Origin of the sequence: Streptomyces phyllanthi (genome assembly GCF_009377205.1) — a bacterium.
GTDB classification, from domain to species: Bacteria; Actinomycetota; Actinomycetes; order Streptomycetales; family Streptomycetaceae; genus Streptomyces; species Streptomyces phyllanthi.
Genome location: NZ_VJZE01000058.1, coordinates 11,830 through 32,334, shown reverse-complemented (window position 1 = coordinate 32,334; position 20,505 = coordinate 11,830). Strand labels below are relative to the sequence as shown.

The window sequence follows — 20,505 nt, the reverse complement described above, 5'->3', positions numbered from 1 at the left end:
GGATGAGGATCAGTGCCCCTGTTCCAGGGCGGAACCCCGGATCCGGGTGGGGGCCAGGGGGCCCGCCGCGCGCAGGTGCCGGGCCAGGCGCGCCGGGTCGGTGTCGTCACGGTTCGCCAGCTCGCGGGCGAGCGCGGCGTGCCGGAGCTGCCGGGAGGACGGGGTCTGGGTGCTCAGTACCACGTCGCGGGGCAGCTCGGGCAACCGGTAGCGGCCCGTGCCGCCCGCGCCGGGGTCCGCGTCCCAGACCAGGATCCGGGCGGTGACGGCGGCGTCGATCAGCGGCAGCAGCTGGTCCGGTGCCATGCCCTGGACGTCGGCGAGCAGACCGACGTCCAGCCACTCGCCGTCGGCGGCGGCGTAGGTGAGCAGGGTCCGGGCCTGATCGGGCAGCTCGACCAGCCTCGCGTGGAGGACGCCGCGTACCGCGGCCGGTACCTGTGCCTGCGGCCCGGTGCGCCGGCCGGGTGGGAGTCCGAGCAGTTCGGTCAGGGTGAACGGGTGGCCCTCAGCACGCCGGTGCAGCGCCGCCGCCTCCTCGGGCGACATGTCCTCGCCGTGCGCCGCGAGCAGTTCGGCCACGTCGCCGGCGGTCAGCGGCTCCAGGGTCAGCCACGTCGCGCCGAGCTGGGCCAGCTCCGCGAGCAGCAGGGTGGACGCGGGGCTGTCGCCGTTCCGCAGGGTGCACACGAAGACGACGGGGGCCTCCCGCAGCACCCTGGCGAGCCGCCTCAGCAGGCGGTGGAAACCCTGCGGTGCCTGGTCGAGGTCGTCGACGACACACAGCGTGGGTGCCTGTGTGAGCTCATGGACGACCGTGCCGAGCGGGTCCTCGCGCGCCATCTCGTCCTCGGCGGAGTCCTTGCCGTCCTGCCGCAGCGCGTCCAGGAGCTGGACGGTGGGGCACGTCGGGGAGATCCCGCGGTTCCCGCTGAGCGCCTGACCGGCCCGGGTACGGGCGACGGTGAACCCGGCCGCCGTGGCCCGGGCGGACAGCTCCTCCACCAGCCGGGTCTTGCCGGACCCCTGCTCCCCGCCCACCACGGCCCACCGGGGGCGGCCCGCGGTCGCGGCCGACAGCAGGGCGGTCAGCTGTGCGGTCTCCTCGCGCCGGCCCACGAAGGGGGCGGTGGCCGGGCCGGGGGCCGGGTGCACACACGCGGCGGTGAGGCCGGGACCCGGGGAGAGCGACGTGCCGGACGGGGGCGCGGCGGTGCCGAGAACGGCGGCGTCGTGCCGCAGGATCGCGGTGTGCAGGTCCCTCAGCCGGGGGCTGGGGTCCAGGCCGAGCTCCGTGGCCAGCATGCCGCGGAACCGCTCGTACCGCCGGAGCGCCTCGACGGGCCGCCCGGCCGCGTACAGCGCGCGCATCAGCAGCGCCCAGGACGTCTCACGGAGCGGTGCCTCGAGTACGAGGTCCTCGGCGGCGTCGATCGCCGGTTCCGTCTCGCCCTGCTGGACGAGGATCGCGGCCCGCAGTTCCCTGGCGTCCTGGAGGGCGCCGTCGAGCCGGGCGCGCTCGCGCAGCGCGAAGGCGTGCTCGGTGGCCTCCGCCAGGGCCTCGCCGCGCCACAGGCCGAGCGCCGTGTCGATCTCCTGCCGGGCGACGGGGAGCCGACGGTTCCTCAGGGCTTCGCGGGCCCTGCCCACGGAGCTCTCGAAGAGTGCCGTGTCCCGTGCCGTGCGGGGCACCTTCAGGGCGTAGCCGGACGGGTCGCTGACCAGCAGGGTGGAACGGCCCTGCCGTACCGGGTCGAGGACCGCGCGCAGCCGGCTGACGTGGGCGCGCACGGAGGAGGCGGCACCCGTCGGCCGGAGCGTCGGCCACAGGTCGCGGCAGAGGGTGTCCAGGGAGACGGGGCGGCCGTCCTCGACGAGCAGGCGGACGAGCAGCAGCCGGCGCTGCCGTGGTCCCGGATCGAGGGGAACGTTGCCACGCAGCACCTCGACGGGGCCCAGCACACCGAACCGCATCGCGTGTGCGGGACATGAGTTCAACGGGCGGGCCTCCTGGGGCGTGCGGGGTAGGCGATGAAGTAGAGCGTGATTTCGAGGAGTCGGTTCGTTTTCAGCCATCCGGTTTTCCCTGCCGGTGTCCGCGTGTGGTTCGCGGTGACCCCCCGTTCACTCGGTGTCACCCAGCGCGGTCATCGGCGTGACGCGCGTGGCGCGGCGGGAGGGCAGCAGCCCGGCGAGCGCGGTGAGGGCGGCCAGTGCGGTGAAGACCAGCAGGAGTTGGGCGCCCGGCAGGCGCAGCGGCGCGCCGGTGACGGCGGCGCGGACGAGGAGCCAGGCGTAGGGGACGCCGAGGGCCAGGCCGAGGACGCCGCCGAGGACCCCGTACAGGCCGGCCTCCAGGGTGATGGTCCGGCGCAGTGCGCCCCGGTCCAGGCCCAGGGCGCGCAGCAGCCCGAACTCACGGGTGCGTTCGATCGCGGTCAGGCTGGTGGTGGCGGTGACGCCGACGACGGCGATGAGGACGGTCAGGGCGACGAGCCCGAGCGCGGTGGTGCCCATCAGCCCGAGCGTGTCCTGGTTGCTGTCCCGGGCTTCCGCCAGGACGCTGATGCCGACGTCGTCGGGGTCCGGGACGTGTTCACGGACCGTGTCCTCCAGCGCCCGCTGTGCCGCGCCGCGGGCGGCGAGCCCTTCCGCGGCGGCGTCGGCGAAGATGCCGCTCGCGTTCCCGGAAGCGCCCATCCGGTCGAGATCGGCGGGTACGACGAGGATGTTCGCCTGGCCCGGGCCCTCGCCGGGCAGCGTGGCGGCGACGGTCAGCCGGATGTCGCCGCGGCGACGGGGGTCCCCCCGCTCGGGCGAGGCCGAGGGTGGGGGCGTGAGGGTGAGGCTGTCGCCCGCCCGCACACCCAGGAGGTCGGCCACGTCGGCCGCGACGACCGCGCTGCCCGGGGCAAGGTCCTCCAGGGAGCCGGTGACGGTGTCGATGTACCTGCCCGTGGGCAGGGCGTCCGGATCCAGGTCCGACACCTCGAACTCCGTGCGCGACTCCTCGGGGCCGGCTTCGACCTGGACGGTCCGGTAGCCGGTGACATGGGTGAGCCGCGGTGACGCGGCGAACTGCCGTACGACGGTGGGGTCCAGGCCCTTGTCACCGGCCGCGACCCGGAAGTCGGCGGGGGCTTCGACGGCGTTGGCGCGTGCCGTGTGGCCGGTGAGGCAGGCGACGGCGACGAGGGCTCCGGAGACCAGGGCGACGCCGAGGGCCACGACGACGGAGACGGCGGCGGCACGGCGCGGTGTGCCTCCGACGCCGCTGACGGCCAGTCTGCCGGTGGTGCCCAGCCGGCGCAGCGGCCATCCGGCGACCGCCAGCACGGGACGGACCAGGAGCGGGCCCAGGGTGATGAGCGCCAGGAAGGCGAAGCCAGCGGACGCGACGACGACCATCATGGCCAGGTCGCGGTCGCCGCCGCCCTCTCCGGGGAGCGTGGCGAGTCCGGCTGCCGCGGCGGCGAGGAGGACTCCGGTGGTGAGCCGGGCGGGGTGGAGGCGGTGCCGGGCGGTGACGGTGCTCGCGTCGCGCAGAGCGTGCAGCGGTGACACGCCGGCTGCCGACAGGGCGGGGGCGAGGACCGCGCCGACGGTCACCAGCACGGTTCCCGCGACCACCAGGGCGGCGTACGACAGGGGGTAGCCCGGTGCGGACAGTTCCTGTCCCGTGAGGAGGCGGGCGGCCCGCGGGGCGAGGTGCCCGGCGCCCAGCGCCGACAGCACCCCGAGCGAGCCCGCGACCAGACCCACCAGGGAACCCTCGACGGCGAGTGCCGTCACCAGCCGGCCCTGCGGGGCGCCGATGGCGCGCAGGAGCGCCAACTGCCGTAGCCGCTGGGCGAAGACGATCCGGAAGGCCGAGGTCGCGACCAGGGCCGCGGCCACCACGGCCACGGCCAGGAACACGGCGATGAGCCGGAAGAGCTCCTGGACGTCTCCGCTCAGGGCCTCGCGTGCTTCCTGGGCCCGCACCGTGCTGCCGGACCTGAGCGACGCGGCGGAGGACGCCTTGTCGAGTACGCCGCGCACCTGGTGGGACAGTTCGCTCGCCGGGACGCCGTCCTCGGCGCGGATGTCCACGCGCTGGAAGCCCGGCTGATCCGCGAGGGGCGCGACCAGCGCGTCGGTGGTGTAACCGCCGGCCTGCTGCTCGGCGGTCGCGGTGCTCTTCACCACACCGGTGACGGTGACGGTGACCTTGACTTTCTTCTCCGCGTCCGCGCGGTCGGGGAGGAGCAGGGTCGTGCGGGTGCCGGGGCGGAGCTCCAGTTCCTCGGCGGCCCGGCGGTTGACGGCGATCTCGCCGGCGCGGTCGGGATAGCTTCCCTCGAGGAGCCGGACCTGGGACAGCGGTCCGGTGCCGGGGTCGGCTTGGAGCTTCAGCCAGCGCTCGGAGGGACCGGCGATCGGTGCGCCGGCTTCCACGCGGCCGACGGCCTCGGCCACACCGGGCAACGCGCGGATCCGCTTCAGCGTGGTACCGCTGATGGCGTACGACTCCCCGCCGGGGGCCGCGACCAGGCTCACGGCTTCGGGTGTGCCCCGGAAGCGGTCGAGGATGGTGTTCGTGGTGATCTGCTGGGCCATCACCGTGGCGAAGACCACGAAGGCGGCCACCAGGACCGACATCCCGGTCGTCAGCAGCCGGCCGGGCCGCCTGAGCAGTTCGGCCAGCTGCGATCCCAGGACGCTCGCGCGCCAGGAGGGGATCATCCGGCCCTCCCCACGACCTGCAGCGCACGGGTGACATCGGCGCCGGACGCCGTGTCGACGTCGTCGACGACGCGTCCGTCGGCGAGGACGAGCACGCGGTCGGCACAGGCGGCGGCACGTGGGTCGTGCGTCACCATGACCACGGTCTGGCCGAGGTCGCGCACGGAGCGGCGCAGGAAGTCCAGCACCTCCGTGCCCGACCGAGAGTCCAGGTTGCCGGTGGGCTCGTCGGCGAAGAGCACGACGGGCCGGGCCAGCAGGGCCCGGGCCAGCGCCACGCGCTGCTGCTGGCCGCCGGAGAGTTCGGCGGGCCGGTGGGACAGTCGGTCGCCGATGCCGAGTACGCCGACGAGATGGTCGAGCAGATCCTGGTCCAGGTGCCGGCCGGTCATGGTGACGGGCAGCACGATGTTCTCCAGGGCTGTCAGCTGGGGCAGCAGGTTGAACGACTGGAAGACGAAGCCGACCTTGTCCCGCCGTACGCGGGTCAGCTCCCGGTCGGACAGACCGGTCAGTTCCCTGTCGTCCAGGATCACCTGGCCCGAGGTGGCCGCGTCGAGACCGGCCAGGCAGTGCATCAGCGTCGACTTGCCCGAGCCCGACGGGCCCGCGATCGCCGTGAAACGCGCGCGGGCGAATCCGACGGTCACTCCGTCCAGGGCCCTGATCCGTGTCTCGCCCTGCTGGTAGGTCTTGACGAGTTCCACGGCTGCGGCAATGCACTCGACGCCGGCCGCGAGCAGTTTCGTTCCTTGAGCCGTAGCCATGAGATGAATTCCTCTGCTTACGGCGTGTCAGGAGGAAAGGGGAGGGAATGTGAGCGTGACCAGGGCGTCCGCGCAGTGCTCGTTGGCCTGGTCCGACAGCTGCAGCACCTTCTTGCCGGCCGGGGTTTCCCCGCCCTTCGCCTTCATGGCCGCCAGCCCGTGGTAATTCGAGATTCCGGCGGCGAGGTATCCGTCCTTGAGCTGCGCCCTGCCCTGCTGCGCAGTCTTCTCCCACTTCTCGATACCAGCCCGGTCGCTGGGGATTTCCTTGGCGGAGTCGACGAGTTGCTGGGCAAGGGCGCAGTCGGCCCTGGACGCCTGGCTGGGCTCGTTGTGCTTGTTCCACCAGAATCCGGCCCCGGCCGCGATCACCGCGGAAAGGACCAGTGCGGCAGCGCCGAAAACAAGTGTCTTGGTCCTGCGCGGGCGGGTGACAGCAGTCATGACGACCTCCGAGAAATTCATTCCGAGTTGTTTGTCGACCGTTCGTCGATCAACACGGTTGATTCTCGAAGACCGGGCCGCTCGGCACATCGGTTCAGAACCTGATCTCCGCGCCGCACAACTGCGACCGGAGTCAGAGGACGGGTCTACGACCACAGTCGTAGACCCGTTGCGGCACGGGCCGGCCGACGATCAGCCGGACGGGCTGACGAGGCCCGAGTCGTAGGCGAAGATGACGGCCTGCACGCGGTCGCGCAGGTCCAGCTTCGTCAGGATCTTCCCGAAGTGGGTCTTCACGGTTGCCTCCGCGATGAACAGACGGGAGGCGATCTCGGTGTTGGACAGGCCCTCGGCGACCAGTTCGAGCACTTCTCGTTCGCGCGCGGTCAGCATGTCCAGGCGCTCGTCGTGGCGCGGCGAAGGATCCAGCTTGCCCGCGAACCGGTCCAGCAGTTGGCGGGTGATGCGCGGGGCCACGACGGATTCGCCGCCCGCCACGACACGGATCGCCGTCACGACTTCCTCGGGCGGGGTGTTCTTCAGCAGGAAGCCGCTCGCTCCGGCCTGCAGCGCGGCGAAGGCGTCCTCATCGGTGTCGAAGGTGGTGAGCACCAGCACCCGTGGCGCTTCGGGGAGTCGGCCCAGCCGCCGCGTCGCCTCCACCCCGTCCATGACGGGCATACGGATGTCCATGATGACGACATCGGCCTCGGTACCTGCCAGCAATGTCAGGGCGTCCGCGCCGTTCTCCGCCTCGCCCACGACGTCGATGTCGCTCTGCGCGGCCAGCACCATCGCGAATCCCGCGCGGATCAGCGGCTGGTCGTCCACCACGACCACACGGATCGGCCCGCTCGTCCGGCTCATCACGTCGTCCTCACCGGCAGCTCCGCAGCGACCTGCCATCCTGTGCCCAGGCGCGGTCCGGCGGTGAAACTGCCACCGGACACCTCCAAGCGCTCGCGCATGCCTATGAGACCGTTTCCTCCGCCGGCCCTGTCTGCCGCGGACCCGGAGCCGGCCAGCTTGCCGGCCCCGTCATCGACTACACCGATCAGCACCAGGTCCTCGTCGAACCGCAGGGTGATCGTGACCTCCGCGCCGGGACCGGCGTGCCGCAGCACGTTGGTCAGGCTCTCCTGGACGACCCGCAACACGGTCAGTTCGTCCGCTGTCGACAGCCCGCCTCGTTCACCCTCGACCTCCAGGGCCACCTTCAGCCCCGCGGCGCGGGCACGCTCGGCCACGGTCTCCAGGTCGTCCAGCGAGACCCGGACGCGCCCGGCTCCCGTGTCCGGCTCCTCGCCCTGGCCGGAGGCCCGGCCGCCCCGCAGGACCCGCACGATCCGGTGCATGTCCGCCAGCGCGTCACGCCCCGTGTCGCCGATCGCCTTCAGCGCCGTACCCGCCCTGTCGGGGTCCGACCTGAGGACGTAGCCGGCCCCGTCGGCCTGCAGGATCATCACCGCCAGGCTGTGGGCCACCACATCGTGCAGTTCCCTGGCGATCTCGGCGCGCTCCTCGGCGGCGGCGAGCCGCACCAGGTGCTCGCGCTCCCGTTCGGCGGTGGCGGCCCGCTCTTCCAGGCCGGCCGCGTACAGCCGGCGGGTCCGCAGCACCATGGCGGTGAGCCACAGGGCAGCGCAGAGACCGGCGTAGGCGACCAGGTCGGCAGCGTCCCCCTCCGCATTCCGCGCGCCGGGAAGGCCGACCCCGGACTCCACCGTCACGCCCAGCAGGACGACCGCACCCGCCGCGTAGGTGTGCCACATCGCCCGGGAGTGGGTGACCACCGAGACCATCGCGATGAGCAGCGCCGCGTCGTACGCGGCCGGGGCGGTCGCCAGCATCGGGTCCGGGTACTCCGCCAGCACGTACTGGACCAGCGCGAGCCCCGAGACCACGCCCATCACCGTGAGCGGCCGGCGCCGACGGAAGAGCAGCGCCAGGGCCATCCCCCAGCCGATGAGCTGGTCGTACTCCTCCCCGTAGCGCGAGGTCGCGCCGACCACCAGCGCCGCGAGCGCAATGTCGTACGCCGTGTGAATCCACGGCCATGCCTGTATGCGCCGCAACATGCCGAACAGGGTACGACACCGCTCCGTCCCTCGTGGGAAAGCCAATTCCCGACAACGACCCGACAATTCCTGTGCAACAAACGGGAGTTGGCCGACGAGTCGACCGCTGTACGATCCTCGTTCCTCACATCGGCCACTGATCACCGGTCAGCTCTGACCGGCCGGCCATCACCGATCGCCGGTCAGCGATTCCGGCTCCGGGACCCAGAAGGAACTCATGCGTAAATTGACGTCGGTCGTCGTCAGCACGGTGCTGGCGTTCGCCGGTATCGCGGCGACGGCCAGCACCTCCGCCCAGGCCGCGACAGAAGCGGAGTACGTGGCTCTGGGAGATTCGTACGCGTCCGGAGTCGGCGCGGGTACGTACGACGCCTCCAGCGGCGAGTGCAGGCGGAGCCCGGACAACTACCCGCACCAGTGGGCGGCCGCGAACCCCGAGTACAGGCTCAAGGACGTCACCTGCAGCGGTGCGACCATCGCGGACGTACGCAACGATCAGCTGTCCGCCCTGAGTTCGACGACCAACTTCGTCACCCTCACGGTGGGCGGCAACGACGCCCAGTTCGCGACAGTGGTGGAGGCGTGCCTCACCAAGGACGAAGCCACCTGCTCGTTCGCCACGGGGTGGATGTCGTCCTACGCCAGGAACCAGCTGGTGACGGAGCTCGCCGCGCTCTACAAGGACATCAAGGCCCGTGCGCCCAAGGCCCTGATCCTCGTCCTCGGCTATCCGAGGACGCTCGCCTCGACCGGCTCCTGCGGCGCGATCGACCTCAGCCCCGCCAAGCGCACCGCCATGAACGGACTGGCCGACGCCCTGGCCGAAGGCACCAGGGCCGCGTCGGTCAAGGAGCCCGTCTACTTCCTGGACATGCGCCAGCAGTTCACCGGCCACGAGGCCTGCGGCTCCGACCCGTGGATCAACGGGGTCGATCTGGCCAACCCGACCGCGATCTTCCACCCCAACCTGGCGGGACACACGAAGGGCTACGCCGCGAAGCTCAAGGCCACCTGGGGCTGAGCTGCGCGGTGCAGCCCTTGAGGAACGGGCCGGTCTGCCGGAGTCCGCGCTTCCGGCAGACCGGCCCGCTCAGCGCTCCACGTCAGCGGATCACGGCCTCACTTGCCGTAGTACGCGTTGTGGACCGAGATCGTCGACTTGTTGCCCTTCTTGTCGATGATCTTGGCGCGGAGGGAGACACCCTTTCCCTTCGCCGGGTTCTTGACGGTGATCTTTCCGTTCCTGACCTCGGTCTTCTTCCAGGTCCGGCCGTCGTCGTACGACACGTACACCGTCAGCGACTTGAGGTTGCGACCCCTGGCCGCGCCCTCGACGGTGACCGGGTAGGTGACCGTCTGCCCGGCCTTGACCCGGGTGCTCAGGTCGACGGGTGCCTTGAAGCGGACCGTGGAGACCGGCAGTTCGGTCGGCAGACCGGAGCCGGACGGCTTCTTGGAGCGGAACGTCCAGCTCATGTCGATCCGCGAGGAAGCGGCGTGGATCGTGGCGCTCCGCCCGGCCGTGGCGGTGAGCCTGTACTCGGCTTCGCCGGCCGGGACCTTGAACGGCGCCTTGCTGGTGAGCGGGTCGGTGTTCGAGCCGACCTTCTGCCCGTTCCGGTACAGCGTCGTCTTCACCGAGGTGAGGTCCGAGAAGAGCTCGCGACCCGAGCCGTCGGCGAAGATCGGGAGCCTGCCGTAGATCTTGTTGGCCTCGCGGAAGATGCCGCTCTGGTGGGGGGCCACCCGCGGTGCGAACACGCCCGTGTTGAACGTTGTGCGGTAGGTCTTGCCCGCGGTGAGCTCCTGGTAGCCGCCGGTCTCGGTGAACGCGTCAGCGATCGGGTGTCCTTCCTCGTCCAGCTTCCCCGAATACTGTTCGAAGCTGAAGGCGTAGCCGGCTCCGTTCCCGGTCGACAGGTGCAGCGTGCGGGTGGCGGGCAGCTTCTGCTCGATCGGGGTGTGCAGGCCGTAGTCGATGCTGTTGCCCGCGGTGACGGTCATGTCGAGCGCGCCGGTCTTGCCGGGAGTCGAGGCGCCCAGACTCGCCTTCATGGTGGCGAACTCGCTCGCCTTGTAGTGGTGGACGGGCGCGAAGACCTTCGACACCTGCTTGTTGCCGGCGATGTCGTACTCGGCGCCGGTGCCCTTGCTCCACTGCCCGGACCAGGTCTGGGACAGCCAGGCGTCGGGCAGCGCCGCCCCGACGTGCGCCACGCGGATGTCGGAGAAGGAGGGCATCATCACCATGTCGGCGAGGCTGTTCCGCAGCGGCATGTACCGGTACGCCACCAAGGCGGTCAGCGGCTTGGCCTCGGCGTCGGGCACGGTGATGTCGATCGGCTTGGTCTTGTTCAGGTCGAGGGTGACCGTCATGTTCTTGTCGACCTTCAGCACGGGCTGCACCATCCAGTCGACGCCGCCCGGGGTCGAGTCGAAGTCCTTCGCGCTGAGCGAGTTCAGGACGTACTCGCCCTTGGTGGCGCGGAGGGTGACGCTGTCGTCGGTGGTGGGCTCCAGGTTCATGAAGTTCTCGGCGTCCCACTCGGTCGACCAGAGCCTGACGAGGTGCTTCAGGGACTGGCCGGGGCGCTCGATGTGCTTGATGGTGACGTCGTACGCCTCGCGCTCCCGCTCGACGCCCACCGCGCTGCGCACGGACTGGCCGTCGCCCGTGGCGGTCACGGCCGCCGAGTAGCCGCCGTTGAGCGTGCCGCCCAGCTTCGTGTTCACGGTGACGTCGACCGACGCCGTGCCGCCGGCCGGGACGGTGACCGTCTTCGCGCCGAGGGTGAAGAAGCCCTCCGGGGCCGCCTTGCCCGTGGGGTCGAAGCCCTCGACCGACAGGGACAGCGTGACGTCCTTCGTACCGGAGTTGCGGTACGTCAGCTTCTTGCTGACCGGGGTGTCATCGGTGTGCGGATACAGCTGGACGGGGAAGCCCAGCGAGGTCGGCTCGGCGACCACGGTCTGGTCGAGCGCCTTGTCGACCTGGATACGGCCCGTGCCGCCCTGGAGGGGCGCGTACGTGCCGGCCTTGGCCGAGCCCATGAGCACGGACTTCAACTGGCTGTACTTCCAGTCCGGGTGGGCCTGCTTCAGCAGGGCCGCGGCGCCCGCGACATGCGGGGTCGCCATCGAGGTGCCCGAGATCGACATGTACCCGGCCGGGTTCTCACCGACCTCCTTGGCGATGTCGTTGCCCTTGGCCGAGGCCGCGGTGATCTGCACACCCGGCGCGCTCACGTCCGGCTTCATCCGGCCGTCCACGGTCGGGCCGCGGCTGGAGAACTCCGCGAGCTTGTCGTCGCCGTCCACGGCGCCGACGGTGAGCGCGTTGGCCGCGCTGCCCGGGGAGCCGACGGTCATGACGCCTTTCTTGCCCTCGTTGCCCGCGGCGATCGCGAAGAGGATGCCCTTCTCCTCGGACAGCTTGTTGACCAGCGCCTCCATCGGGTCGACTTCCTCGCTGTCACCGCCGCCCAGGCTCAGGTTCACGATGTCGGCGTTCTGCGCGGCGGCCCACTCCATGCCCGCGATGATCTCGGAGTCGCTGCCCTCGCCCTCGTCGTTGAGGACCTTGCCGTTGAGGATCTTCGCGCCGGGCGCGACGCCCTTGTACTTGCCGCCCGACTTGGCGCCGGTGCCGGCGATGGTGGACGCGACGTGCGTGCCGTGGCCGACGCGGTCGCCGGTCGTGCGGGCGTTGGTGAAGTTCTTGGAGGCGATCACCTGGTCCTTGAGGTCCGCGTGGGCGGTGTCGATGCCCGTGTCCAGGACGGCGACCTTGACGCCCTTGCCGTCGTAGCCCTTCGCCCAGAGCTTGGGCGCGCCGATCTGCGGCACGGACTTGTCGAGGGCGGCCTTGCGGACGCCGTCGAGCCAGATGCGGGAGACACCCGAGGCGACGGTCCCGTCGTCGGTGAGGGCGTCCCACAACTCGGGCGTGTCCTTGGCGGGCGCCTGGACGGCGTCCAGGTTCAGGGTCTTGAAGGTACGGCTGAGGGTGCCCGAGTCCCGGACGTCCGCCTTCGCGGTGCGTGCCGTGCCCTTGTAGCCGACGATGACCTTCACACCGTCGCGCTGGTTCCTGCGGTTGGCCGCCTTGCTGAGCTCGGTGACGTCGAAGAGCCGCTGGTCGAGCCTGCCGCTCGCGATCATCCCGGCCGCGTCCACCGGTATGACGAGGGTGTGGCCGTCGACCTCCCGTATCTGCACGGGGACCCGCTCGCGGCCCTTGGCCCGATCCATGCCGGTGACCCGGCCCTTGGCGTCGACGATGACACGGTCACCGGTGACGAGGGTGATGCGGTGCTTGCCGACGGTTTCCATGACCTTGGCGGCCTGTACCGGGGTCGGCACGGGTGTCGCCTGTGCCGAGCCGGTCAGTCCCGTGGCGAGGACCGCCGCCACCGTCGCCGCGGCCGTGGCCGCGCATGTCGCTTTCACTCTTCTGCGCAAAGTTCCCCCAGTGCTGGAGTGCCGGGTGGCAGTTGACGCGAGTGACGGTAGGGACACGGCCGCACAGCTGTTCGTCAGCTGTGCGGCAACGGCGTATCGATGTCGATGACACTTCGACGGGCGGCTGTTACATGCGCAGGTCAGGCAGTGGGTCCCGGGTAACGGCGGCGGAAAGGGCCTTGGCGGCCGCCCGCACGGCGACCGGTGTGCCGCACGGCCGGCCCTGCGGCGTCCCAGGTCAGCACGGTGACGGGACATACCGGGTCAGGAGGGTCCCGACGCCGCCGACGGCCCTGACCGACCGGGATCGACCGCACGTACCATGTCCGTCCGTGTGTTCCCGGGCCGGCGGAAGGAGCAGGGAATGCGGCTTCGTCGCCTAGCGCCGCTCGCCGCGCTCGCCGTCTGCCTGACCGGGTGCGGCGGGGTGGACACCGGCGTCCAGGTGGAGGGCAAGGCGGTGACGGAGGTCCCCTGGACGGGGCCGGTGTACATGACGGACTTCTACGGCCGGTCCTGGCGGCGTCCGAAGGAGGTCTCCCCGACCGGGCGCATCTCCCTGGACAAGCTGACGTGGCGGGACTGGGGCAAGTCCCGGGCGCGGGCCACCGGCGAGGCGACGGACCTGACCTGTCTGTCCGGCTGCCCCGACGGTGTCGACGACCCTCCGAGCCTGCGGGTCGAGGTCGTCCTGAGCGGTCTGGTCAGGCGCGGGGACGTGTCGTACTACAGCAATGTGGCCATCACGCCCGTACGTCCCCCCGCACCGTTCTGGATGACCGGCTACGAGAGTACGGAACTGGACGTACCGGATGCCTGAGAACGGCACGGGAGAGGACCGTCGGAGAGGGAACGCGATGCACGCTGCTCTGGATGTCCTGCTGGTCGAGGACGACGAGTTGATCCGGGAGGCCACGCGGCTCACCCTGGAGGAGCGCGGCTACCGGGTGCGGACCGCGGCCGACGGGGTGACCGGGCTCGCGCTGTTCCGGGAACGCCACCCGGACGTGGCCGTCCTCGACATCATGCTGCCCGGCCTCAACGGGGTGAGCCTGGCCGGCCGCATCCGCGAGGAGTCGGGAGTGCCGGTGCTGCTGATCTCGGCCCGCAACGACCCGGTGGACGTGGTGATGGGCCTGGAGGCGGGCGCCGACGACTACGTCACCAAGCCCTTCGACGGCCCCGTCCTCGTGGCCCGGATCCGCTCCCTGCTGCGCCGCGCCGCAGCCGCCGAGCAGCCGGCCGGGGAGCCGGGTCTGCGCTTCGGGGACCTGGTCTTCTGCCCGGTGTCCCTGACCGCGCACCGGGACGGAAAGCCGCTCGCGCTGACCACCACCGAGCTGAAACTGCTGAGCGAGTTCGCCGCCGCGCCGGGGACCGTGCTCTCCCGGGACCTGCTCCTGGAGCGGGTCTGGGACTACGCCTGGTCCGGTGACACCCGGGTGGTGGACGTCCATGTACAGCGACTGCGGACCAAGATCGGCCGGGAGCGGATCGAGACGGTGCGCGGCTTCGGCTACAAGCTGCGCCCGTGAGATCGCCCGTACCGCGCCGGTGGTCGCGCCGGCCCGCCCTGAACGTGGGAGCGAAGGTCGCCCTGGCCGTCGCCGCCGCCCTGTGCGTGGCGGGTTCGACCGGAGTGCTGGTGCACCGGATCACCGCCGCCGACCAGTTGGCCACCGCCCGCTCCGACCTGGACCAGGAGCTGCGGAGCGCCGCCGCCGACCTCACTGACGGACGCGAGTCGCGCGCCAGGATCGACCCTGCCGATCTGCCCGGCCCGGTGGCCCGGGCCGTACGCGACGACGTCCGCGTGACCTACCTGCAGGACGGCGGTGAGCACGCGGTGCTGTGGGCGGCGTCCCGGGTCTCGGACCGGAGGGTGCTGGCCGTCTCCCGCCCGTACACCCCCGAGGAACAGGCCCTGGCCTCGCTCGACCGGACGCTGCTCGTCACGGGCGTGGTCGCCACGGTGCTGGTGTCCCTGGCGGGCCTGCTGCTGGGGGTGCGGATGGGGCGCCGGGCCACGGCCGCCGCGCGGACGGCGGAGCGCATCGCCGACGGCGACCTCGACGCCCGGGTCCGCCCTGACGGCCGGGACGAGATCGCCCGGCTCGCCGCCTCCGTCAACGCCATGGCGGACGCGCTCGGTGCCCGTCTGGAGGCCGAGCGGCGGGTGACCGCCGATATCGCGCACGAGCTGCGTACGCCGGTCGCGGGCATGTCGACGGCGGTCGGCCTGCTGCCGCCCGGCCGGGCGTCGGAGCTGGTGGCGGGAAGCGTGCGCAAGCTGCGCGGGCTGGTCGAGGACGTGCTGGAGGTGGCCCGCCTCGACTCCCAGGTGGCGGCCGTGGACACCGAGCAGCGCGAGGTGAGCGCGATGACCCGGCGTGCGGTGGCCGGACTCGATGACGCACGGGTGCAGGTGCGGGTCATGGCGGACGCGGTCGTGGCGACCGATCCGCGCCGCGTCGAACGCATCCTGGCCAACCTGGCCGCCAACGCCCTGCGGCACGGTGCCCCGCCCGTGGAGGTGGCGGCCGACGGTCCGGTCGTCCGGGTTCGCGACCACGGCCCCGGGTTCCCGCCCGATCTGCTCGCCGTGCTGCACACCTCCGGCCCCCAGCGGTTCCGCACGGGATCCCGGACCGGCGGCACCGGACTGGGCCTGACCATCGCGACCGGCCAGGCCCGCCTGCTCGGCGCCCGCCTGACCTTCCGCAACCATCCGGACGGGGGCGCGGAGGCGGAGCTGCGGCTGCCGACGGGGTGACCTGCCGGCGGAGTGACCTGCCGGCGGGTGACCTGCCGGCGGGTGACCGGGATGCCCGGGACGTCGTACGGAGACCGGTTCGGCGGGTGGACGCCGTGGCATCCACCCGCCGAGGGCCGTAACACACTGCGGTCGGACCTGGTCACCGCCCAGACCTAGCCACCGCTGCGGTAGACCGCGATCTCGGTCATCGTCGGGGTGTACTGCTCCGTCGCGATCTGCCCGGTGAGCGCCACCCGGAGCCGGGAGGTCGTGACACTGCCGAAGCCGGTCACGGTGAGGTCGTGCCCGATGCCGGTGTCGCGGCTCGCGAAGGTCACCCACTGGCCGGCCCCGGGATCCCAGCGCTGGAGCGCGAAGGACTGGACCCGTGGGTTGGTGCCCGAGTCGGTGTACTCGTCCAGATAGACCTCGTCGAAGGTGGTGTCCGCGCCGAAGTCGATGTCGAGCGTGATCGGGTAGGCCGCGTCGTCGGCCGCGGCCCAGCGGGTCGTGAGGTCGCCGTCGGTCAGCCTGTCCGCGGTGAGCGTCCCGTTCGCCCCGGAATGGGTCGAGCTCGCGGTGACCGGTTTGCCGAGCGCCAGGTCGACCCGGTTGTCCACCTCCTCCTCGATGGGATCGTCGTCGACCGGGTCGCCGACCTTCGGGCCGACCTTCGTCTCGGCCATGCCGATGTCCGGTGCGTCGCCGTAGTAGATGTGCGTGCCCAGGAAGTCCTTCGTGCCCAGGTGCGGGTTGTACCGGCCGGCGTCGACGAGGGGCGAGTCCTCGCGCAGCGCGAAGTGCGCCGCTGCCTTCCGGATCTGCCGCACACCCGCCCCGGTGACGTACTCCGCGGGGTCACCGACGAACCGCGGGTTGGCCCGGGAGCCCTTCGGGTCGGCCGGTTCCTGGCTGGAGTGGGTGCCACTCGCCTCGTAGTAGTCGTTGTTCGAGAACACGGCCTGCCGCAGGGCGCCGGTCCGCCGGTACCAGGGCGTCTCGGTGGTCTTCGAGGTGTTGTGGAAGATGTTGTTGAGGAAGTAGACGCGGCTCAGGAACGTCTCGTCGTGGACGTAGTCGAGGTCCGCGCCGTCGTAGACGAAGGTGTTGTTCGTGAAGTACGTCGGCGAGTAGTTCGTCGACAGCATGTTCTTCACGAGTACGCCGTTGTCGTTGACGCTCAGGTTGTAGCGGGCCACCGAGTTCGAGCTGTTGCCCATGTAGGCCATCCAGCCCGCCGCGTTGTCGTGCGAGTAGTTGAACTGGTACGTGACGTTGAAGTTCGTGTACTCGAGGTCCCAGGGCGTGCCGTCGTACTCGTTGTTCGGGCCGCCGTAGACCTCGTTGAACTGCATGACCGAGTCGGCGCCGGCCCACAGGTACAGCCCGCAGGACACTGCGTCGTAGCGCTTCAGGTACCCGTTCACCTCGTTGTACTCGACCGTCATGTTCTTGGTGTTGGCGAGCTGGATCGCGCCCTGGCCGATGTTCTCGGCGTAGTTGTGGCCGATGTAGACGTCACGGCTGTACAGGTCGCGGGTACGCACCCACAGCTGTTCCCAGCCCTCGTGCCACTTGCCGTTCTCGTCGTACTGGCCGGAGTCGGCCGAGCGGTCGTAGAACCAGTTGAACGCGAACTGGACGGCGTGCAGTTCGACGTTCTCGAAGGTGTTGTTCTCGATCCGGACGTTCTTGAAGTAGTAGCCGCCGGTGGCGTAGTCCTTGTAGCTGCGGTTGCCGAAGACCTGGAAGTCGATGCCGCCGTAGTGGATCTTCTGCCAGTAGCTCGGGCCGTCGATGTGGTGGACGTATACGTCCGAGATGCGGAAGTGGTCCATGATGCTGTCCTCGCCGCTCTTCAGCAGGTCGGCGTTGATCGACACCATGATTCCGTCGCGGACGTACGTTCCCTGGGTGATGTTGGTCGCGAAGTCGTCGTCGTTGGACAGCTCGACGTTGTTGATGTCCCAGTACTGCTGGTTGCGCAGCACGATGGAGCCGGTCAGGCCCACCGTGGCCGGGTTCTTCGTGCCGTCCGCGTTGAACGGGTTCGGCACGTTGCCGTTCGTCGCGATGTACGGCCGGCCGGCGTTCGGGTCGCCGTACGCCGAGATGGTGATCGGCCTGCCCGCGCTGCCCGAGCCCTTCGGCCACAGCTGCTCGTCCTGCCACTGCTCACCGGCCTTGAGCAGGATGCGGTCGCCGGGCCGGAACGTCGTGGCATTCGCCTTGGCCAGGGTGCGCCAGGCGGTGTTCGGCGAGGTCCCGGACGCGGTGTCGCGACCGCCCGTGGCGTCGATGAAGTAGTCCTTGCCGCCGGTCCTGTTCGGTGTGTTGCCCGGCCAGGACGCCTTGGCGGCCACGGGGGAGGCAGGCGCGCCGTCCGGGACCGCGGCGGCGTGCGCGGCGGGAACGAGCGAGCCGACGAGCAGCGCTGCGAGCAGGGCGACGAAGCCCGCGTACAGCCTCCGCAGGAAGGGTGGTCCGGTATCGACGGGTCTCATGGGGACAGGTCTCACTGCTGCACATCCTCTGCGTTGATGGCGTCCACCGCCGAGGTGTTGACATCGATATCGCCGTTGTCGACCCGGCGCTGGAGGTACTGGTCGAACTTCTCCTCGACGAGGGACTGCCGGATCCGCCGGGCGTAGTCGGCGAACGCCTTGTCCTCGTCGACGCTTCTGCTGTCGAGCTCGTAGTAGGTGATCTGGCCGGTGCCCTTGACGGGGGCGGAGATCCGGCCCGGCGCGAGCGTGCCGAGTACCGCCATGAGGTCCCGGTCGTGGGTGTTCAGCCCGCCCGAACCACTGCCCTTGTACGTACCGTGCGTGAGCCTGGCACCGGGCTCCCGGTCGGCGACGTCCGCGAGGCTCCCGGCGGCGGCCACCCGCCGCTGGAGGCGGGCCGCGTGGTCCGAGGAGGCGCCGACGGGCACCGGCACGACGAGCTGCGCGTACTCGTACGTGGTCGCGCTCGCACTCCAGTCGTCCCGGTCGGCCTCGAAAGCGCGCCGGACCTCGGCGTCGGTGACCCGGAGCGGCGCGTCCGCGCCCGCAGCGAGCCGCTTCCTCAGGCCCGTGGTGAGCTCGGTGAGCCGGTGTGTGTAGTACTCCTCGGGGGAGAACCGCGCCACGCCGTAGACGGTCCGGCCCTCGGCTACGGCCTTGGCACGGGACTCGTTCTCCTGAGCCAGCTCGGCGAGGAAGTCCGCGTGGTCCACCGAGTCGACGAGCCCCTGCTCCTTGGCGAGGATCAGTGTGGTCTTGTCCTGCCGGATCTCGTCGAGCGCCCGGGTCTCCAGCCGCTGGAGCGCGGTCCTGTCGCCGGCCTTCGCGTTCCAGTCGACCGTGCCCGTCAGGCGGTACTTGTTGCGCAGCTCGTTCTGCACGGTCGGCGCCAGCCGCCTCATGTGGAAGAGCAGTTCGTCGCGGGTCACGGGGTGCCCGTCGACGGAGGCCACGTCGGTCTCGGTGGTGCGGTGGCCGAGCGTCGTCACCGCGGTGACGACCAGCGCGGCGACGACGAGGCACACACCGGCGAACACGGCGACGGCACGGCGCGACGGTCTGCGGGAAGTGCCCTGCACACGTGCGGAGTCCGGCCCGCGCGGGGTGCTCGCCGTGCGCGGTCTGCCCGGCTTGCGCGAGGTGCCCTGCCTGTGGGAGTCGCCCTGCCTGCGGGAGTCGCTCGGTCTGCGGGAGCTGCTCGGCTTGCGGGAGCCGCCCGGCTTGCGCGAGGTGCCCTGCCCGGTCGAGGTGCCCTTCACGAGGCCGCCCCGATCGCCGCCCCGATCGCCGCCACGCGCGCCACGACGGGCGTGTCCCGCGCCTGGGACACCTCGACCAGCACGGCGTCGGCCTCGACCGGCGCGAACGTCAGGATGCGCTGGTACCCCACCGCGTTCGCCTCGGCGAGCGTCGTCCACCGCCCGTCCCGGCGGCCCCGGACGACGACCTGCTCGATGCGCTGCCCCTGCGTGATGTCCTCGCCCAGGACGACCGCGGCGACCGGGCGGGTCCCGGCCGCGAAGGCGAGGGTCACGGCGGGCAGGGGATCCGTGTCGTCCGGCCGCCACGGCGTGCGCCCAGGGGCAGGCCCGGGCCACGCGCTCGCGACGTCGCCCGGGCTACCGGACGAGACCGTCACGGTCGCCGCCTCGATCCGCCGCGCCCGGAAGTCCTCGATACGCCGACCCAGTTGCCCGAGGACCGCCACGTCGGTGTCCCGCAGGCGCCCGTCCCGGGCCGGCGGGACGTTGAGCAGGAAGCAGGAGTTGCCGCCGACGGCGCGCAGGTAGATGGTGAACAGCTCGTCCACGGAGCGGACTTCGGCGTCCTCGGCCGCGTGGTGGAACCAGCCGGGGCGGATCGAGGTGTTGACCTCGGCCGGATACCAGACCAGGTCGTCCTCGTACCCGGCCAGCGCGGCGCGGCTGCCGAGGTCGCGGTCGTCGCTGCGCACGAGCCGGGCGAAGCCCGCGTCGTCCGCCTTCTGCGAGCGGTCGGCGGTCCGCTCGGCGTCCTGCAGGGCGCGCGGCACCACGCTCCACTCGTCTGGGCGGGTGTCCCCGGCCTCGTTGCCGCACCAGCGGACATCGGGGCCGCACACGCTGATGACCGCGTCCGGCTGCAACGCACGGACCACCGCGTAGTACCGCTCCCAGTCGTACGTCTGGACCTTGCCGTTCGGCCCCTCGCCGTTCGCTCCGTCCAGCCAGACCGAGAACACCGGTCCGTACCGGGTGAGGAGTTCGGTGAGCTGGGCGACGTAGAAGTCGTTGTACGCGGTCCCGGAGCCGTAGGACGCCTCGGTGCGGTCCCACGGGGAGAGGTAGACCCCGAACCGCAGGCCGTGCCGCCGGGCCGCGTCGGCGACCTCCGCGACCACGTCGCCCCGGCCGCCCCGCCACGGCGACGAGGCGACCGAGTACGTCGTGACGTCGCTCGGCCACAGACAGAACCCGTCGTGGTGCTTGCAGGTGAGGATCACACCGGTCATCCCGGCGCTCTTGAGTGCCGCGACCCACTGGTCGGCGTCGAGCCCCGCCGGGTCGAAGGCGGCGGGGTCGTCGTGTCCCTCGCCCCACTCGCGGTCCGTCATGGTGTTCATCCCGAAGTGGACGAATCCGTAGAACTCCATGGCCTGCCAGGCGAGTTGGCGTTCACTCGGCCGTACCCGGGCGATGGCGGGCAGCGCCGTACGCGTCGATTCCTTCAAGTCGGTGTCCTTCCAGTGATGCCGCGAGCGTCGGGCACGGCATCCGGCGGAGTGAAGG

General features: G+C 71.1%; 14 protein-coding genes. 4 read left to right on the top strand and 10 right to left on the bottom strand.

All coding sequences use genetic code 11. The features are described 5' to 3' along the window. Positions 1-9 precede the first annotated feature (9 nt). The 6 genes from FNH04_RS11715 to FNH04_RS11690 all read right to left on the bottom strand — a co-directional run bounded on the left by FNH04_RS11715 (position 10) and on the right by FNH04_RS11690 (position 8,014). The gene (locus FNH04_RS11715; protein WP_228031295.1) at positions 10-1,998 is read right to left on the bottom strand and encodes a BTAD domain-containing putative transcriptional regulator; all 1,989 of its coding nucleotides are present in this window, start codon (positions 1,996-1,998) and stop codon (positions 10-12) included. A gap of 126 nt (positions 1,999-2,124) precedes the next feature. Continuing rightward, complete coding sequence (locus FNH04_RS11710) at positions 2,125-4,725, bottom strand: ABC transporter permease (protein WP_152783169.1); 2,601 nt, start codon at positions 4,723-4,725, stop codon at positions 2,125-2,127. Beyond that, positions 4,722-5,492, bottom strand: a complete 771-nt coding sequence (locus tag FNH04_RS11705; RefSeq protein WP_152783167.1) for an ABC transporter ATP-binding protein — start codon at positions 5,490-5,492, stop codon at positions 4,722-4,724. The genes FNH04_RS11710 and FNH04_RS11705 overlap by 4 nt, the downstream gene beginning before the upstream one ends. Positions 5,493-5,519: 27 nt before the next feature. Further along, the gene (locus tag FNH04_RS11700) at positions 5,520-5,936 is read right to left on the bottom strand and encodes a hypothetical protein (RefSeq protein WP_152783165.1); all 417 of its coding nucleotides are present in this window, start codon (positions 5,934-5,936) and stop codon (positions 5,520-5,522) included. A gap of 192 nt (positions 5,937-6,128) precedes the next feature. Next, positions 6,129-6,803, bottom strand: a complete 675-nt coding sequence (locus tag FNH04_RS11695) for a response regulator (protein ID WP_152783163.1) — start codon at positions 6,801-6,803, stop codon at positions 6,129-6,131. Continuing rightward, positions 6,803-8,014: a sensor histidine kinase gene (locus FNH04_RS11690; RefSeq protein ID WP_152783161.1), complete on the bottom strand. Its 1,212-nt coding sequence runs from the start codon at positions 8,012-8,014 to the stop codon at positions 6,803-6,805. The genes FNH04_RS11695 and FNH04_RS11690 overlap by 1 nt, the downstream gene beginning before the upstream one ends. A 217-nt stretch (positions 8,015-8,231) precedes the next feature. On the opposite strand from FNH04_RS11690, the gene FNH04_RS11685 reads away from it, so the two are divergent. Next, positions 8,232-9,035: an SGNH/GDSL hydrolase family protein gene (locus FNH04_RS11685; protein WP_152783159.1), complete on the top strand. Its 804-nt coding sequence runs from the start codon at positions 8,232-8,234 to the stop codon at positions 9,033-9,035. Positions 9,036-9,133: 98 nt separating this feature from the next. Here the strand turns inward: FNH04_RS11685 and FNH04_RS11680 are convergent, their stop codons facing one another. Beyond that, positions 9,134-12,463 carry a S8 family serine peptidase gene (locus FNH04_RS11680; RefSeq protein WP_386575299.1) on the bottom strand — a complete coding sequence of 1,110 codons (3,330 nt, stop codon included), beginning with the start codon at positions 12,461-12,463 and terminating at the stop codon, positions 9,134-9,136. Between the two features lie 376 nt (positions 12,464-12,839). Here FNH04_RS11680 and FNH04_RS11675 point away from each other — a divergent pair, with 376 nt between their 5' ends. From FNH04_RS11675 to FNH04_RS11665, 3 genes are read left to right on the top strand one after another with little or no spacing between them, the layout of a single operon-like run. Next, positions 12,840-13,295, top strand: coding sequence for a hypothetical protein (locus FNH04_RS11675; protein WP_152783155.1), 456 nt, complete (start codon positions 12,840-12,842; stop codon positions 13,293-13,295). Between the two features lie 37 nt (positions 13,296-13,332). Then, positions 13,333-14,010 (top strand): two-component system response regulator CseB, encoded by a 678-nt coding sequence (gene cseB, locus FNH04_RS11670; RefSeq protein WP_152783153.1) that lies wholly within the window; start codon positions 13,333-13,335, stop codon positions 14,008-14,010. After that, entirely contained in the window at positions 14,007-15,248 is a 1,242-nt protein-coding gene (locus FNH04_RS11665) for a HAMP domain-containing sensor histidine kinase (RefSeq protein WP_322722933.1), read from the top strand. Before cseB ends, FNH04_RS11665 begins: the two co-directional genes overlap by 4 nt. Positions 15,249-15,403: 155 nt before the next feature. Here the strand turns inward: FNH04_RS11665 and FNH04_RS11660 are convergent, their stop codons facing one another. From FNH04_RS11660 to FNH04_RS11650, 3 genes are read right to left on the bottom strand one after another with little or no spacing between them, the layout of a single operon-like run. Continuing rightward, a complete protein-coding gene (locus FNH04_RS11660) occupies positions 15,404-17,734 on the bottom strand; it encodes a discoidin domain-containing protein (RefSeq protein ID WP_152783150.1) in 2,331 nt (776 codons plus the stop codon). Between the two features lie 11 nt (positions 17,735-17,745). Beyond that, entirely contained in the window at positions 17,746-18,996 is a 1,251-nt protein-coding gene (locus tag FNH04_RS11655; protein ID WP_152783148.1) for a peptidylprolyl isomerase, read from the bottom strand. Then, complete coding sequence (locus FNH04_RS11650) at positions 18,993-20,447, bottom strand: alpha-L-fucosidase (protein ID WP_228031294.1); 1,455 nt, start codon at positions 20,445-20,447, stop codon at positions 18,993-18,995. The genes FNH04_RS11655 and FNH04_RS11650 overlap by 4 nt, the downstream gene beginning before the upstream one ends. Positions 20,448-20,505 lie beyond the last annotated feature (58 nt).

Excerpts from the sequence above, each read along its gene's own strand:
- FNH04_RS11710 (WP_152783169.1), bottom strand. The coding sequence starts at position 4,725 with ATGATCCCCTCCTGGCGCGCGAGCGTCCTGGGATCGCAGCTGGCCGAA.
- FNH04_RS11705 (WP_152783167.1), bottom strand. The coding sequence starts at position 5,492 with ATGGCTACGGCTCAAGGAACGAAACTGCTCGCGGCCGGCGTCGAGTGC.
- FNH04_RS11700 (WP_152783165.1), bottom strand. The coding sequence starts at position 5,936 with ATGACTGCTGTCACCCGCCCGCGCAGGACCAAGACACTTGTTTTCGGC.
- FNH04_RS11695 (WP_152783163.1), bottom strand. The coding sequence starts at position 6,803 with ATGAGCCGGACGAGCGGGCCGATCCGTGTGGTCGTGGTGGACGACCAG.
- FNH04_RS11690 (WP_152783161.1), bottom strand. The coding sequence starts at position 8,014 with ATGTTGCGGCGCATACAGGCATGGCCGTGGATTCACACGGCGTACGAC.
- FNH04_RS11685 (WP_152783159.1), top strand. The coding sequence starts at position 8,232 with ATGCGTAAATTGACGTCGGTCGTCGTCAGCACGGTGCTGGCGTTCGCC.
- FNH04_RS11675 (WP_152783155.1), top strand. The coding sequence starts at position 12,840 with ATGCGGCTTCGTCGCCTAGCGCCGCTCGCCGCGCTCGCCGTCTGCCTG.
- cseB (WP_152783153.1), top strand. The coding sequence starts at position 13,333 with ATGCACGCTGCTCTGGATGTCCTGCTGGTCGAGGACGACGAGTTGATC.
- FNH04_RS11660 (WP_152783150.1), bottom strand. The coding sequence starts at position 17,734 with ATGAGACCCGTCGATACCGGACCACCCTTCCTGCGGAGGCTGTACGCG.